This is a genomic window from Microbacter margulisiae (assembly GCF_014192515.1).
Lineage (GTDB): Bacteria > Bacteroidota > Bacteroidia > Bacteroidales > Paludibacteraceae > Microbacter > Microbacter margulisiae.
In genome coordinates, this window is sequence record NZ_JACHYB010000001.1 from 809,207 (window position 1) to 825,012 (window position 15,806).

A 15,806-nucleotide genomic window follows, 5' to 3' on the forward strand; every position below is an offset into this window, starting at 1 on the left:
GCTGTAAATATAATGTATTTCAATGAATTATACAAATATATTGAGAACTTTTTATTACAAACTCAACCGTAATTCTGGCCTCTTTTTCTACAGGTCGCTTTGCGGATAATCATTTAATTTAATTATAACCAGGATTTTGAATCAAGGCAGGATTTGCCTGCATTTCTGATCTTGAAATTGGGATTAGATATTGACTATTGGTCCATGCTCTGTTTTCTACTTGCACTTCCTTATATACAGGATCAGCCGTTGATCCATCCGTGGGATAAGTTACTTGAACTCCCAGAGCAGGTTGATATGCCTGAGAGGCAATCATCCATCGTCTAACATCAAAGAAGCGCTGTGATTCCCAAGCAAGTTCTACTCTTCTTTCATTTCGGTATTTTGCAACTAATTGAGTACCACTGTCAGTTATATCTGGCATCCCCGCTCTTTCTCTAATTAAATTAATCACTCTCCTTGCCTCATCTTCTTCTCCAAGAGCAATACATGCTTCTGCATAATTCAGCAGTATTTCTGCATAACGGATTTGAACATATGGCTGCGGTTGTCTTGGCCCATAATAGTAAGTAAAAAAAGATGGATCAATAAATTTTCTAATATAATAACCCGTAAACTCACCACTCTTAAAATCACTACCTGTCGCACCACTCGCCCATGTTCCAGTTTGCACAGAATGTGAGACAAATGACCATGAATTCCAATCCATTGCAACCCAAGGAGCTCCATTATATAAAATAGTTGCATAAAACCGAGGATCTCTGTGCACGTAAGGATCTGCCGATTGTGTAGCCCAGTTAAAAGGAGTTCCGTCAGCGTTTTCAAAAGCATCAGCTAAATTAGCCGTAACTTGATTCAATCCAAAACCGCCAAACGAAGGCGTGCCACAAACTGAAGAAATCCAATCGGTACCATAAAATGGATAATTTATTTTATCATATTTGGCAATAAAAATTTGCTCATTATTATCCATGCTTAAAAATAAATTTTCAAAATTTGTCGTTGGATCAGAGCCATCATTATACAAACTGTATTGATTTAAATCCATAACAGCTTTTGCTGCATCTTTTGCAGCTTGCCAGCGTTGTTGTCGATTATCGTCCATATAACTTACTAATTCTGGATGTGCATATCCTGGGGCCCAATTTGCTTTTGAATTAAAAAGATCACTAGCTGCATACAGCAATACTCTCGATTTTAAAGCCAAAATAGATCCTTTGGTAGCCCTAGTTTTATCAGATTGATCACCAATAAGAGAGTCTGCTTTATCCAAATCATTAACAATAAATGTAACTGTTTCAGCCAAAGTATTCCGTTTTATAGAATAATTATCCCCTATATTATAAGTTTTATCAATCAAAGGAACACCTCCATACTGAATAAATAACAAATAATAAAAATATGCTCTCAAAAAATGAACCTCACCTGTAATTTGGCTTTTTCTATTCTGATCAGCAAATGGTGTCTGATTAATTTTCTCAAAAAACAAATTGCATTCACGGATATTATTATAACAACTATTCCACCAATAATTTTCCATGCAATTAGCCCAGTTGTTATCAAAGGCTCCTTTATTATCTGGAGTCATAGTACCAGTAAGCACCACCCCGACTACTCCATCATATTGAACTGGAATTGCCTCGTCTGTAAGAGATGCATTCATATACCACTGATATGGATAAGGAATACCTAAGTAAATATTATCAACAAATTCTTCAACTAAAGTTGAATTTTGCCATACCGTAGCGTCATCATATTGATTTCCAGGTGCTGTATTTAAATAATTACTGCAAGAGGTAAAACTCAAGATGAAAATAGAAACAATTATTGCTGATTTAAATATCTGTCTCATATGAATTAAAAATTAAAAGTTAATAGAGCATCCAATATTCACAATTCTTTGGAGCGGATACCCTTCTCCAACAAGTCCATCGTTTTGATAAACCATTTCTGGGTCAAAATCTTTCATATCAGGAGAATAGCAAAATAAGTTCACGGCATTCAAATAAAGTCTCAAGAGATTTATTCCTGTTTTATCCAAATACTTTTTAGGAATATTATATCCCAATTCTATGCTTTTTAACCGTATAAAATCCGTCTTTTTAAGCCAGAAAGTACTCGGATTATTTGAATTCATCCAATATTCATTATTACGATTAAACGTCCTGGGATAATTAGAATTAGGATTATTAGTGGTCCAGCGATTATCATATGTACTTTGCAAATAATTAAATTCGGTACTCCCTGTAGGTTGTACATAGCGGACTGCTCCTGCTTGTCCTTGTATAAAAACATTTAAATCAAAGTTTTTATATTCACCATATAAATTCACACCGCCAGTAAGAGTAGGCACACTACTTTTATAAATACGAACTTCATCAAGAGCATTAATTTTACCATCACCATTAATGTCAGCAAAAATAATATCACCAGGGCGCGCTCCATCCATATGTGGATATTTATCAACCTCCGCTTGTGTATGGAATATTCCGATAGCTTTATAGTACAGGCCAGAATACATAGGATGTCCCGTTTGGATTTGCCAAGCAGGAGCACCTGGTGCTTCATCAAAAAACAATACTTTATTTTTGGCATAACAACCATTCAACCCGATACGAAATTTAAAGTCATTAATATGGTCAGCATACGTAATATCAAAATCGACTCCCTGATTACGGACTTTCCCAATGTTTACATCAGGCAAGATGCCTGTTAAACCTGTAGATCCAGGCACAGAAGATGTTTGTGGTATTAAAATTTTGCTTCTTAAATTATTGAAATAGTCACATGTTAATGATATCTTACTATTAAACATATACATATCTATCCCCACATCCGATTGAGTAGCCACCTCCCATTGGGCTAAAACATTAGCAGCAAGACTTTCTGTAATTGTTGTATGATTAGTACCGTCGCTTGTAACAAAGTTTCTCCAATAAGTTGAATATAAAGAATAGAACTGATATGGATTAATCAAATCATTACCAGTTTTCCCCCATGATGCACGTATCTTTAAGTCATTGATGATTTTTTTAATATTATCATTCCAAAATTTTTCTTCAGAAATGCGATAACCTAAAGAAACTCCAGGGAAAAACCCCCATCGCACTTTCTGTGAGAATTTACTGGAACCTTGATATCTCCACACAAACTCAGCTAAGTATTTATTGTCATATGCATAATTTAATCTTCCAAAATAATTCATCCATCTATTCATACCTGGATTTGCTCCATTAGCATACTGTTGATTAGGGTCTCCAAAATTTAATTCAGCAGGATATGTGGTGGAAAAATTATACCGTGCTGCCGTAAACCAGTTAGATGTATTTTCTATAGCCTCAACTCCCACTAAGGCTCCAATATTATGATGCTTTGCAATATCTGCTTTATAATTAATTAATCCATTTACTAAATATTGCTGTGAATAATTTAATCCTTGGGTTAACTTGGCATTTCCTCCATATAAAGCACTATTTAAAACTGGAATACCACTGCTATTAACCGTAGTGCCATCCCAAGAATACAAAGTATAAGGTGTAGTAAAATCTTTTGTATAATCTAATCCCCGATCAACAGATCCAGTAAATGTCAAAGAAAGCCCATTCACATAAGGTATTTGAATGTTTAACTTTCCATCAACATTTAACACATAATTTTGACTATTATTATATCCACTTGCAGAGGTTGCTTGAATAACAGGATTACTTTGGCTTACCAAATCCAAAGGAGGGCCAGGCAATCCATTTGGCCAATATGCAGGCTTTGTAGGATTAGCTGTAACTATACTTTCAAAGATTGAAGCCGAAGAAGACGTTGGTGCGTTAGCATCTTCCAAACGTCCACTAAAATCAATTCTCGCTGTAACATATTTACTTAATGTTGCATCAATATTACTCCTTAAATCATATTGCTTATAATTACTTATTCCTCTTTTGAAAAATCCATCTTGAGATCGAGCAGACAATGAGGCAAATACTCTAAGGCTCCGAGAGCCTCCTGTTAAAGAAAGGTTAGCCGTTGTCTGAGGCGACCATGTTTTCAGAAGAGCATTAAACCATTTAGTATTTGGATGCCCCCATGGATCAGACCCATTAGAATATTTCTGAATATCAGTAGCCGAATATGTGGCTGCCTGCCCGCTATAAGCATCAACTTCATTTACTAAAGTGGCAAACTCTGTCGCATTACACATTTTGGGAATTTTAGTTGGCTGTGACCAACCCTGATCTATGTTTACAGAATAAGTTAGCTTTTCAGCTTTCCCTCTTTTTGTTGTGACTAAAATGACGCCATTTGCAGCCTGTGATCCATATATAGCTGCAGATGCATCTTTTAACACAGTAACACTTTCGATGGTTGAAGGATCAATTCTTTCTAAAGAACGATTAGGAATTCCATCTACTACTATTAATGGAGAATTATCATTAAGGCTGCTCCTTCCACGGATATATAAATCTGAATAATCTGCACCAGGTTCACCACTTTGCCCTACAACTACCAACCCAGGCACTTTACCTGCAAGAGCATTAGTCACATTCATCGTAGGTGTCTCTTCAATATCGTTACCTCCAACAGAGGTCACTGAGCCTGTTAAAGTCGCTTTTTTTTGTGTACCATATCCCACGACTACTATTTCATTCAACCCAGTAGTGGCTTCTGTCATTGTCACATTGATTACAGATCTATCCCCTACTAAAATCATACTTTTCTGCATTCCTACAAACGAAAACTCCAAAGTTAGATTGGGAGCTACATTTTGCAGCGTATAATTTCCATTTGCATCTGTAATCGTACCTGTTTTTGTCCCTTGAATCATAACTGTTACACCCGGAAGAGGTTGCCCCTTTTCATCTTTTACAATACCCGTAATCTTTCTAAGAGTTTCTCGGCTATTGTCCCTCTTTGCTTTAGCTTCCTTATCTGAGATCACAATTGATTGGCTGGAAATAATAGTATATACCAGGTTTCGATTTGTCAAAACAGCATTTAGAATCACCGATACGGGAACATCCGTTTGGGAAATCGTAACATCTTTTCGATTATCAATAATGACATCACGATAAGAGAAATGGTAAGTTGTCTGTTTCTCAATAGCAGAGAACAATTCACTAAGAGTTCCATTTTTCATATGTACTGTTACTGTTTGCTTTTGAGCATAGATGTGCGATATACACACAAAGCCCAGCAAAAAGAACAATACTAAATGTTTCATTTTCAAACGTTCTTTCATGTTGTAAATTTTAAAATTAATACTAAAAAAGAAATTCTTCTCACAGCCTTAGGTGCCGTCTTAGTAGTAAAGACAGCGGTTAACATAGAAAGTACCAAGAAAAACAATTTTTTTTCAAAAAAAAACGTCCCTGTACAAAAGGACGTTTTAAGATGGCTTATTTTTCAAACTTCCGTCTACACCTTATGGTTTATACAGAATAATATCTTTCTGTTTTTGACGGCAACTCAAATGATATGACTTTTGAAGAATGAATAACGCCTCATTCAGATTTGTAATGGGAATTGTGCCGGTAAATAAATCGGTGGAGTCGTTAATTGTTTTATTATCAATAATGATATTGACGCCATAAGACGCTTCAAGATTGCTAATGATATCACATAAAGCCGTTGCATGGAACGACAAATATCCTCTTTTCCAAGCAGAAGCATTCTCAATATCTTTTGCCCGAATCACAGTAATTTTCCCGGTTTTCTGTTCCAAAATGGCCTTATCGCCTAAATCTAGTATCACATTTTGATTGGCTTTGATAGAGGTAAATTGTACACACCCCCGCTCTAAGGCAAGTTCCGCTGTATTGCTATTTCCATATACACGTAAGTCAAAAACTGTTCCCAGATCTTTTACTCTCAATCCTTTTGCTTCAATCAAAAAAGGCCGATCCGGGTCTTTACGAATCTGAAAATACCCTTCCCCTTCAAAAACAATCTGTCTAGTAGATTTGTTATACGTCATAGGTGCATATGCCAATCGTGAATTGGAATTTAATGTAACATTGGTTCCATCGGGCAGATTGACATTTGCCCGTTCATTATTGCCGGTAGTTACCACCATCTCTTCTGAAGTCAATTGGTGGTTTTCCTTATAAAAAAACAAAGTTGTTATAATGAAAACAGGCAATAATATGGCTGCGGCTATTTGTCCTATCTTCTTGATATTTAAAAAATTGTAGTGTGAGTTATCAATGGATCGATCGATTTCTTCCTTCAATTTATCCAGCCGTTTAGAATCCACAAATGATAAATCAGTTCCATTATTCAGCCATTCATCAAACAGACGGGTTGCTAATTGCTCATCCGACATGGAATTGACGTAATCTCTTAGTGTTTTCAGTTCTTCGTCAGTCAAGTTATTTGTTTTATACTTTTGTTCCAGTTCGTTCACCTTATTCTGATTTATAGTTTATATTAAAGACACGCTGCATATTAAAAAGTACCGTTTATAAATTACCAGGGAATAACGAACAGTACGCATAGGACGATTATTCTCATTAATTTCTCCCGTAAAGACTTTAATCCTATCGAAAGTTGATTTTTAACCGTTTGTTCGCTTAATGATAAAGTTTCTGCAATTTCTTTGTTTGTCATTCTGTTAAATCTCGATAATTGAATAACACGTTGTTGAGTTGGAGGTAGTTTTGATAGAATTTTCGTAAAATGCTTGACAAAATCCCCATATTCAACACGTTGTTGGGTATCATCAACAGTAAGAGCATGCATAAATTCCTTGTATTCTTCACTATGGGGATGGTTCAACCTGGCCCGGTATGCGTTAATAAGTTTATGTTTGGCCATAATAAAGAGCAAAGCGCTTAGAGTGTCATCTTGCCGGATAGTCATTCTGTTGTTCCATAGGTTGATGAATACCTCTTGCACAATGTCTTCAGCATCTTCTACAGATTTTGTATATTGAAGGCTGTAAGCATATAAACGCTTTGCATACAATTTATAAATGGAATCAAATGCTGTATGCGAACCGTTTTTCAAATTGAAAATTAATTTCTTTTCCTGATTTTCGTTGTATTTTTCCATAGGGAACAGTACAAGTTTTAAGGTTAAGTATGACATCAAGAGAATGCAAAAATAGGCATATTTCTGCATTTTGGTATTTTTTGATCAAGATTAACAGGATTGGCGCATAAAAGAAGTAGAAGTATGTGGTTCCATCTTCAATAAAAAATTAAATCAATTACTGATTGACACTGTCAACAGGCAGGTATTCTTCTATTATAAAAATCACGCTACACTTGTTTGTCCATTATAAGCGATGATGAGATAACCACTTCTAAAAAAATACTTTTGACTAATTTCTGTTTTCTTCTCTGTCCGGATAGGTGGATCAAAGATGTGGGGTGTTCAAAATGAATTGTATCTCAAAAATTTCTTGTCTAACGTTTAGGGTACATTACATTTTGAATCCCATTTTTAGTTTTAAAGCTTCCCCACAGGCAGAACAAAAAAAAAATTATATCCACACCCACACCAGAAAATAAAAAAAGCTGTAATTTAGCTGTCTGTAAACAATGGAAAAACATGAAAGCATTGAAAATGGATGAACGCTCATGACTGAATTCAAGGCGCACAAGCCAATGATTAAATGTTGACATGAGTTCGACGCTCAATTAACACATGAAATTTTTTGCCGACTTTCATCTTCACTCCCACTATTCAAGAGCAACCAGCAAAGATCTGAATCTTGATACCCTGTATCAATGGGCAAAAATCAAAGGTATCCATGTGCTGGGTACTGGCGATTTTACTCATCCGGGATGGCTCAAAGAACTGGAAGACAGACTCGAACCGGATGGGAACGGGCTTTTTCGTTTGAAAAATCCTCCTCATGAAGAAGGAGTCCCCGGCATCAAACCCCAAGGTATCGACGTGCGGTTTTGCCTTAGCACAGAAATCGCATCCATTTACAAATACGGAGACAAAGTCAGGAAGAATCATAACATTGTGCTGGCGCCCGATTTTGATACCGCAAAAAGAATCAATGCACGTCTGAGCCAAATCGGGAACCTTGCTTCGGACGGACGACCGATTTTGGGGCTTCCCTCAAGAGATCTGCTTGAAATCGTACTCGAAAGCTCACAAGATGCCCATCTGATTCCAGCGCATGTTTGGACGCCCTGGTTCTCCACACTGGGTTCGAAAGGGGGTTATGACAGCATTGAAGAGTGCTTCCGCGACTTGTCCAACCACATCTTTGCCCTGGAAACAGGCCTTTCTTCCGATCCAGCCATGAACTGGAAGTTATCTTCACTCGACCGGTACACGCTGGTCTCCAATTCAGATGCACATTCACCTCAAAAGATGGGAAGGGAAGCCAATGTATTTGATACGGAGTTATCGTATTATGCCATGTTCGAAGCGTTGAAAAGCAGGCAAGGTTTCTGCGGCACATATGAGTTCTTTCCTGAAGAAGGGAAATATCATCTGGACGGACATCGTAAATGTAATATCTCCCTGACACCTCAGGAGAGTTTCAAACTGAAAAATATTTGTCCAGTCTGCGGCAAACCGCTTACGATTGGGGTACTCAACCGGATTGAAACGCTCGCAGACAGGCCTTCGGCTGAACAACCGACCAATGCTCCCGGTTTTAAGTATATTGTTCCTTTGCCCGAGATCCTCGCCCAAATTGAAGGTTCATCTACTGCCTCAAAAGGCGTGATGCAAGAATTTACGCGCGTAATTTCAACTTTCGGCAATGAATTTGATCTGTTACACGTTGTACCGGTTGAAGAGATAAAAGCTAAATCAAATGTCCTACTTGCAGAAGCTATCCGGCGTTTACGCGCTGAGGAAGTTCATCCGCAAGGAGGTTACGACGGCGAATACGGCACCATCTCCATCTTTAATGCTGGCGAAATAGCACGTTTTACAGGTCAGGAAAACCTTTTTGACGAAGAGATATCCGTTGCTAATGTTGTTGAACCGGAACAAAGTTACTCCCTCCAACAACCGGCAGCATTGCCAGAAAAAAAAGGGGAAGAACAAAAACCTAACACAAAGCAACAGCAGGCTATACAGGAAGAAAAGAATACGCTTGTCATTGCCGGACCGGGCACTGGAAAAACAAAAACCCTGATCCAATGGATTGCTTTCCAGATTGAAGAAAAAGGTATCCTGCCGGATACAATTATTGCAATCACCTTTACCAACAAAGCTGCTGATGAACTTAGGGTGCGGCTGCAAAAACAAATCGGAGACAAAGCAAACCGGATAATGGTCGGCACCTTTCATGCTATTGCATACGGTTTTCTGAAAGAAATGTACCCTGAAACAGGAACTATTTACGACCAAACCAGTCGCATCAGCCTATTCAACATTCTTTTTCCTGAAATGGACAATGCCGGACATAAAAAACTTTCCTACGCCTACGAAAAGTATCACGAAGGTATTGACCCCGATCAAAAGGAATTCTCGACGCATTTTGAGACCTACCATCAGTTCCTCCGCGATAACCATGCGGTCGATCTGTCGGCAATCATCTGGCAGGCGAATAATGAATTGAAAAACTCACAGAAAAGCTTCACCCAAAAGTATAAATGCCTTGCGGTAGATGAGTTTCAGGACAGTAACCCGGTGCAATATGAATTTGTCCGGTTGCTTGCTTCCGGGAAGCATGTTTTCACTATTGGCGATCCTAACCAATCTATTTACGGGTTCCGGGGCTCCGACATACGACTCTTTTACAAAGCGGAAACTGATTTGCAGGCTACCCGCATTATGCTGCAGAAGAACTACCGCACGCCGCCTTCCATTCTGAAAGCTGCAGATGAAGTGATCCGGCATAATTCTCTTGCAGGCGAAACGCATGCCGAAGCAGTGAAAACATCAGACGTTGAAATCAAGCAATACGTAGCGGGAAATGCCACAGAAGAAGCCAATTACATTGCAACTCAGATATTAAACTATGTCGGTGGCGTTGATGCCCTAAGTACCGGACAACTCTTATCCGACTATGATTATGCTTTCTCGGATATTGCCGTTTTATATCGAACCCATCGGATTGGTAGCCAGATTATCCATCAATTAAAGGCAAAAGGCATTCCAGTGTTACTAAGTGATGGAAGCTCTTTTCTGTCGGAGACACCTTTTGATCTGGTAGCAAATGCTTTGCAGTTATTGCAAAATGAACATAATATGGTTGCGCTGTCCCGATTGATTGATCATCTTTTATCCATCACAAAGGAACAAAAGCAATTTATACTGAAAAGCATGATGGAAAGAAGCATTGACTTTGAGCATCTTTCCGATGATCAGCGTTGGAGAGAGTGGATATTGCTCTACCGTCAATTATCATCCGGTTTCGAAACAAGCAATCCCGGCACGGTTCTGGAGCCGTTGCTGGATTTCTTTCTCCCGCTTACCGGCGTGCTCAATGTCATTAAGTTAAGGCCATCAGAAAGTATTTTTATTGTTTTTCAGCAACTTCGGTTTACCTCTTTTTCTGTATTTGTCAGTATCTCTTTCAAATCTTCTATTTGGTCGTATTGGTATCGTGTGTTTTTTAAACAACGCTTTGAGTTCTGATACTATTTCGTTCATATCCTTTTCCGAGAAAAACAGTAAAATTATCCTGTCTTTGAGAAAGCCGTATGATAAATTGCTATTGACTTTGTATTGATATTGATATTTGGTTGATTCTTTGGCTAATTCATCATTTATGTCTCCAACGATTAAACTCTGAACGTTTGACACAAATAAGGCTGCATAAAAATCCTGCAATATACAATGCTCTGAATAGCCTGAAAAATGTTCTATTTTTATCTTGTTCTTCAATTCATCATAAAACGTTTCTACTCCCCACCTTAAAAAATACAGTTCTTTAAATAAAGAGACTGGATATTTTTTTGAATCAAACAAAGAAGTTATCAGTATTTCTATTTCTCCATCAGGTAGTTCAACCCGAACCAACCGAACTTCTTTGAATGCATTCTTCGAATACGGTTTATCCGACAGTTTTATGTTCTTTCCAGGTTGCATTCGAGCAATAGCTGACTGTAGTCCACTCTGGTAAAATTCCCGGGTGAGGTTACTAAAATCAGCTTTAACCCGGATGAGAAAATCTACTCCTTTTTCAAAATGCTCATAAATCAAATTGAAAGAAGGATAACCTCTATCGTAAATAATCAAGTCGTTAGCTTTTGCAAAAACCAAATGATTCAACGCCAAAACACTCTCTCCAGTTGACAGTGGAGCTAAAACACCATCCAGGACAAACCGATTCAAAACATCGTACAATACCGATATTCTTGCCTGTACCACTCCTGTTTCAGATTGGTTTTTAGTCCTGCCATAAATGCTTTCCAACTCCTGAGTATCGGGCAAAACCAATCTTGACCCATCAATAGCCAACAACCTAAATCCATTCCAGAGCTTTATCGATGCATCATTGTCTGTATAAAACTCCTCAATCAAACTATCTGAAAGTGATTTAAATACTTCAGGTTTTATTTTTTTTCGATACTGTACAAAAGCACTTTTTGTAATACCATTTATCGAAGCACCAGGCATATTGTACTTTATGAAACTAATAAAGTTAGCTATCTCAACCGAAAGACTTTTAGTGAGAAAATTTATCATAAAGACAATGGTGCTGTGAAATGATTGCTTCCTGTTTCTTGTAAAATCTGTCTCTAACATTCTGAACTTTAAAACTATTTCCTGCGAAAATACTCTTTTCCTTATCAGTTCCAATATACTTTCCGGCGTTTTTTTTCATGATAATAACTATTTGATTCTGAAACAAATATACAAAAAATAACTCATATACACAAGCGTTTATTGTTGATAATCAGATAATTATATCGCTAACTTAATGACATTGCCGGCGTGCTGGCAGAGGATGTGATCATCAAAAGGGAAATGCTCCTTAAGGCCGCCTCGGACACCGCTGAAAATACGGCTGTTTTCCTGCAGAAGCTTATTTTATCACCCTATACCGATATGGGTAGGTTGAATAGCGGCGGCGTACGACTGTTAACTTTCCATGCTGCCAAAGGACTTGAATTTCCAGTCGTCATCATTGCAGGAGCTGAAGAAGGAATCACCCCGCTCGATCGACAGGATAGCAATCTGGAAGAAGAACGTCGCCTGTTTTACGTGGCAATGACACGCGCTAAAGAGGAGTTGCAAATAGTCCATTGCAAAAAAAGGAGGCTGTACGGCACGGAAAAAGAGATGAAACCATCACCCTTCCTAGCAGAATTCAGTCCCGGATATTCCAAACAAATTCAGCCGAATATCCCGAAAAGAAACAAAAAAGACGAAGGGCAGTTGAACCTGTTTTAAACAGAAGTGGAGGTACAGCTTAAAACCGCACTTCCACTTCCTATGTAAAAAATAGGTTCAATTTTCATTCCCAATTAGGATAAAAACAACCTGTAATTGAATCCGGTTATCCGTTTGTGCTTCTATTATCTTTTACGACCACGTCATGTGCACCACCTTCGATAATACTTGTAGATGAAACAAGGGTAATCTTCGCATTTCGCTTTAAATCATTCAAATCCATTACACCACAACTACTCATCGTTGATTTAATCTTTCCCAATGTAATATTCAGATTGTCTTTCAATTTACCAGCATATGGAACGAAACTGTCAACCCCTTCTTCAAATTTCAGGTTTTCGCTTCCTCCCATATCGTAACGTTGCCAGTTACGCGCTCGGTTCGAGCCTTCTCCCCAGTATTCTTTCATGTAATTTCCGTTCACCATCAGTTTCCGTGTCGGACTTTCGTCAAAGCGGGCAAAGTATCGTCCCATCATCAAAAAATCGGCACCCATAGCTAAAGCAAGCACCATGTGATAATCCTGAACAATCCCTCCATCCGAACAAATAGGTACATATATCCCGGTTTTTTCAAAGTATTCGTCACGCGCGGCTGCTACTTCAATAAGAGCAGTCGCCTGTCCACGGCCAATCCCTTTCTGTTCCCTGGTTATACAAATAGACCCTCCGCCTACACCCACTTTCACAAAATCGGCGCCTGCTTCGGCAAGGTATATAAAGCCATCACGATCGACAACGTTGCCTGCTCCGACTTTTACATGTTCACCAAAAGCAGATTTGATATAATGAAGCGTATCTTTCTGATATTCTGAAAACCCATCGGAAGAGTCGATACACATGATATCTACTCCGGCTTCAAGCAACCGGGGGACACGCTCTTTATAGTCGCGAGTATTGATTCCTGCACCAACAAGCAATTTCATGTTATCGTCAGAAAGTTCATTCGGGTTCTCCTTGTGATTTTCGTAATCTTTTCGGAATACAAAATATTTTAAATTCTGCTCTTTATCAATTATGGGAAGGCAATTGAGTTTATGCTCCCATATAATATCATTGGCTTCGGTAATGGAAATACCAAATTCGCCGGTGATAAGCTTTGAAAACGGGGTCATAAATTCTTTTACCTTTTTATCAGGATCATCCCTGGTCACACGGTAATCCCTTCCGGTTACAATTCCCAGGAGTTTTCCCTGTGAAGTCCCGTCTTCAGTAATTCCAATAGTTCCATGTCCTGATCTTTCTTTCAGCTCAATCACATTACGTAAGGTATGGTCCGGGGTTAGGTTAGCGTTGCTCACAACAAACCCTGCTTTATAGGTTTTCACCTTTCTAACCATTTCAGCCTGTGATTCAATAGCTTGCGAGCCAAAAATAAAAGAAAGCCCTCCATTGCGGGCCAATGCAATAGCCATGTTATGATCAGAAACCGATTGCATGATTGCTGAAACAAAAGGCACGTTCAGAGAGATAGGCGCCTGTTCTCCTTTACGAAACTTCACAAGGGGGGCCTTCAACAATATATTCGAGGGGGAACACTCGTGGGTAGTCAACCCCGGAATTAGTAAATACTCACTGAAGGTTCTTGAAATGTCTTCCAAATATTTTGCCATATAGTTCTTGATTGAATTTGAAATAAAAGTTTGTAAAGGTAGCCAAAAATGGATATCCGGCAAGGGCTTATTTCGTCAGAATGCGATTCAGTTCACAAGTATCCTCCCCTGCTCGGCTAAAACAACTCCAGCTGTTGGTATGGGGTGTCCGGTTTTTTTACTTTCTGTCCCTGAAAGAGCTCCATCATTCCAAACTGTTTATCTGTAACTGTCAAAATGCCAATATTCCCTTTTTCTGGTAATGCCTCCTTCACCCTTTTGATGTGAACCTCTGCATTCTCCCGGCTAGGACAATGACGCAAATAGATGGAGAACTGAAACATGGTAAATCCGTCTTTCAGCATCTTTTTACGAAAATCAGCATATATTTTGCGTTCTTTCTTAGTCTCCGTAGGCAAATCAAAAAATACCATTACCCACATGATTCTGTATTCATTAAAACGATCCATAAATAAGAACAGAATAAAGGAATAAGGAATCCGCCTCTTCAACATCAGCATCAAGGGAAGGTACACTTCCCAGAAATTATTTTTGACAACACAAACTCTTTCAGTCAAATTATCAAATATTTGTTCAACCTCACAATCCGAATAACAAAATCAAAACTCTTCGTTTGAATCACGTAATCACATTCTCCTTCCTAATTCCTCTTTGTTTTGTTTTGCCATTTCTTAATTTCATGCATTCTTCAAAACGTCGGATAACTTATTTTCCGTAATTCCCCACTAAAACATCTGTAAAGGGATGCTGTTGTCCGCTGCACTCCTACCATTAACGGACTTCTCTCTCCCTCAATTACAACTTCGATAGTGGGTATCTGTAACAGCCTTTGCTTAATATCCTTTGTCAGTTCCCGGTAATCGGTTCCCTTATCCACAATATCATATACCATATCGTCCACATAAGGACGGTAGGGTTCCATCACGTCATCTGCCAAACAATAGGCGTTGTAGCGGTTTCTGTGATGGATGCCAAATGTGGGCAGCAGACCCGAACTAACCAGTGAACGGGCCACCACAGCTCTCAGAATGGCATACCCGTAATTGAGCAGGTTATTGGGAGGCTCCTCTTCCCTGCCCCTTCGAAAATCAGGCAACGAAGGGAAAAGATTACTCCAATAGTAAGCCGCAGCCCTGGCTTCATGATTTTCCACATCCCCGCTTTTTACTACATCCGACCAATAATGCATGTTTTTGGTATTGACATCTCTACGACGTTCCAACAAGGCGGTTTGATTATGAATCTTGGCTTTGATCGTCTGTTGCCAGAGTTGTTTTTTCAATGGTTCGGAAGCTTCAATCTGGTCGTGCCACCGTTCCCGCTGTGTCGTATTGCCTGACAAGGGGAGCAGCAATCCAGCAGGCATGCGGTTTCCGTCGCATGTAATTACTGCGGCATTGTTTGAAAGCAGACTATCCATCAGACCATGGGTTAGTGTAATCTGTTGATGATCGAGCACCACTACCCCAATATCTTCAATAGGAACGGTAACTTCGCTCTTTTGCTTAAACGATTCGGGTAGAGTATCGTTCTTCGCCACCTCTGGTAATTTGATTACCAACTGTTCATTCCGCTTTGACAAATAAGCCGGATTTCCGAAATAAAGCGTCCGTTTAATCATGATCTACAGGAATTTCAAGATGAACTATCTGGTTGAATTTTTCGAGATTTTATGTGCATGTTCAAAAAGCGCCATACCGCCAAATGCCTTTACGATCTTTTCTACCACTACCACATTACTCTTTTTCTAATTTCGAATCAACGCCTCGCACGCCTCCTGTTTGTGGAAACATATCTCTGGATAGAATTGTTCAACATCCGACAAAAGGTTGATTTCTAGGCTATGAGAAATGTATACAGCCTGTATCACTCCAGAAAATACCAC

At 38.8% G+C, this 15,806-nt stretch carries 9 protein-coding genes and 1 pseudogene; 2 read left to right on the plus strand and 8 right to left on the minus strand.

Annotated elements, in window-relative coordinates:
* Positions 1–118: 118 nt before the first annotated feature.
* The 4 genes from FHX64_RS03420 to FHX64_RS03435 all read right to left on the minus strand — a co-directional run bounded on the left by FHX64_RS03420 (position 119) and on the right by FHX64_RS03435 (position 7,041).
* Positions 119–1,852, minus strand: a complete 1,734-nt coding sequence (locus FHX64_RS03420; protein ID WP_183412429.1) for a RagB/SusD family nutrient uptake outer membrane protein — start codon at positions 1,850–1,852, stop codon at positions 119–121.
* A 12-nt stretch (positions 1,853–1,864) separates the two neighbouring features.
* Positions 1,865–5,230, minus strand: coding sequence for a SusC/RagA family TonB-linked outer membrane protein (locus FHX64_RS03425; RefSeq protein WP_183412430.1), 3,366 nt, complete (start codon positions 5,228–5,230; stop codon positions 1,865–1,867).
* Positions 5,231–5,413: 183 nt separating this feature from the next.
* Complete coding sequence (locus FHX64_RS03430) at positions 5,414–6,394, minus strand: FecR domain-containing protein (RefSeq protein WP_183412431.1); 981 nt, start codon at positions 6,392–6,394, stop codon at positions 5,414–5,416.
* 62 nt (positions 6,395–6,456) lie between these two features.
* On the minus strand, positions 6,457–7,041 hold the full coding sequence (locus FHX64_RS03435; RefSeq protein WP_183412432.1) for an RNA polymerase sigma factor: 585 nt from the start codon (positions 7,039–7,041) through the stop codon (positions 6,457–6,459).
* A gap of 597 nt (positions 7,042–7,638) precedes the next feature.
* Here FHX64_RS03435 and FHX64_RS03440 point away from each other — a divergent pair.
* Entirely contained in the window at positions 7,639–10,548 is a 2,910-nt protein-coding gene (locus FHX64_RS03440; protein ID WP_183412433.1) for a UvrD-helicase domain-containing protein, read from the plus strand.
* A 156-nt stretch (positions 10,549–10,704) separates the two neighbouring features.
* Here the strand turns inward: FHX64_RS03440 and FHX64_RS14285 are convergent.
* Positions 10,705–11,661 (minus strand): annotated as a pseudogene (locus FHX64_RS14285) (IS4 family transposase); the annotation flags it as partial.
* A 222-nt stretch (positions 11,662–11,883) separates the two neighbouring features.
* Between FHX64_RS14285 and FHX64_RS03445 the strand changes: the two are divergent.
* A complete protein-coding gene (locus FHX64_RS03445) occupies positions 11,884–12,309 on the plus strand; it encodes a 3'-5' exonuclease (RefSeq protein ID WP_183412434.1) in 426 nt (141 codons plus the stop codon).
* A 106-nt stretch (positions 12,310–12,415) separates the two neighbouring features.
* Here FHX64_RS03445 and FHX64_RS03450 read toward each other — a convergent pair whose 3' ends face one another.
* The 3 genes from FHX64_RS03450 to cas1 all read right to left on the minus strand — a co-directional run bounded on the left by FHX64_RS03450 (position 12,416) and on the right by cas1 (position 15,542).
* Positions 12,416–13,921, minus strand: coding sequence for an IMP dehydrogenase (locus FHX64_RS03450; RefSeq protein ID WP_183412436.1), 1,506 nt, complete (start codon positions 13,919–13,921; stop codon positions 12,416–12,418).
* 116 nt (positions 13,922–14,037) lie between these two features.
* Positions 14,038–14,370 carry a CRISPR-associated endonuclease Cas2 gene (gene cas2 / locus FHX64_RS03455; protein ID WP_183412437.1) on the minus strand — a complete coding sequence of 111 codons (333 nt, stop codon included), beginning with the start codon at positions 14,368–14,370 and terminating at the stop codon, positions 14,038–14,040.
* 239 nt (positions 14,371–14,609) lie between these two features.
* A complete protein-coding gene (cas1, locus tag FHX64_RS03460) occupies positions 14,610–15,542 on the minus strand; it encodes a type II CRISPR-associated endonuclease Cas1 (protein ID WP_183412438.1) in 933 nt (310 codons plus the stop codon).
* Positions 15,543–15,806: the final 264 nt, after the last annotated feature.

Excerpts from the sequence above, each read along its gene's own strand:
- FHX64_RS03420 (WP_183412429.1), bottom strand. The coding sequence starts at position 1,852 with ATGAGACAGATATTTAAATCAGCAATAATTGTTTCTATTTTCATCTTG.
- FHX64_RS03425 (WP_183412430.1), bottom strand. The coding sequence starts at position 5,230 with ATGAAAGAACGTTTGAAAATGAAACATTTAGTATTGTTCTTTTTGCTG.
- FHX64_RS03435 (WP_183412432.1), bottom strand. The coding sequence starts at position 7,041 with ATGGAAAAATACAACGAAAATCAGGAAAAGAAATTAATTTTCAATTTG.
- FHX64_RS03440 (WP_183412433.1), top strand. The coding sequence starts at position 7,639 with ATGAAATTTTTTGCCGACTTTCATCTTCACTCCCACTATTCAAGAGCA.
- FHX64_RS03445 (WP_183412434.1), top strand. The coding sequence starts at position 11,884 with ATGCTCCTTAAGGCCGCCTCGGACACCGCTGAAAATACGGCTGTTTTC.
- FHX64_RS03450 (WP_183412436.1), bottom strand. The coding sequence starts at position 13,921 with ATGGCAAAATATTTGGAAGACATTTCAAGAACCTTCAGTGAGTATTTA.
- cas2 (WP_183412437.1), bottom strand. The coding sequence starts at position 14,370 with ATGGATCGTTTTAATGAATACAGAATCATGTGGGTAATGGTATTTTTT.
- cas1 (WP_183412438.1), bottom strand. The coding sequence starts at position 15,542 with ATGATTAAACGGACGCTTTATTTCGGAAATCCGGCTTATTTGTCAAAG.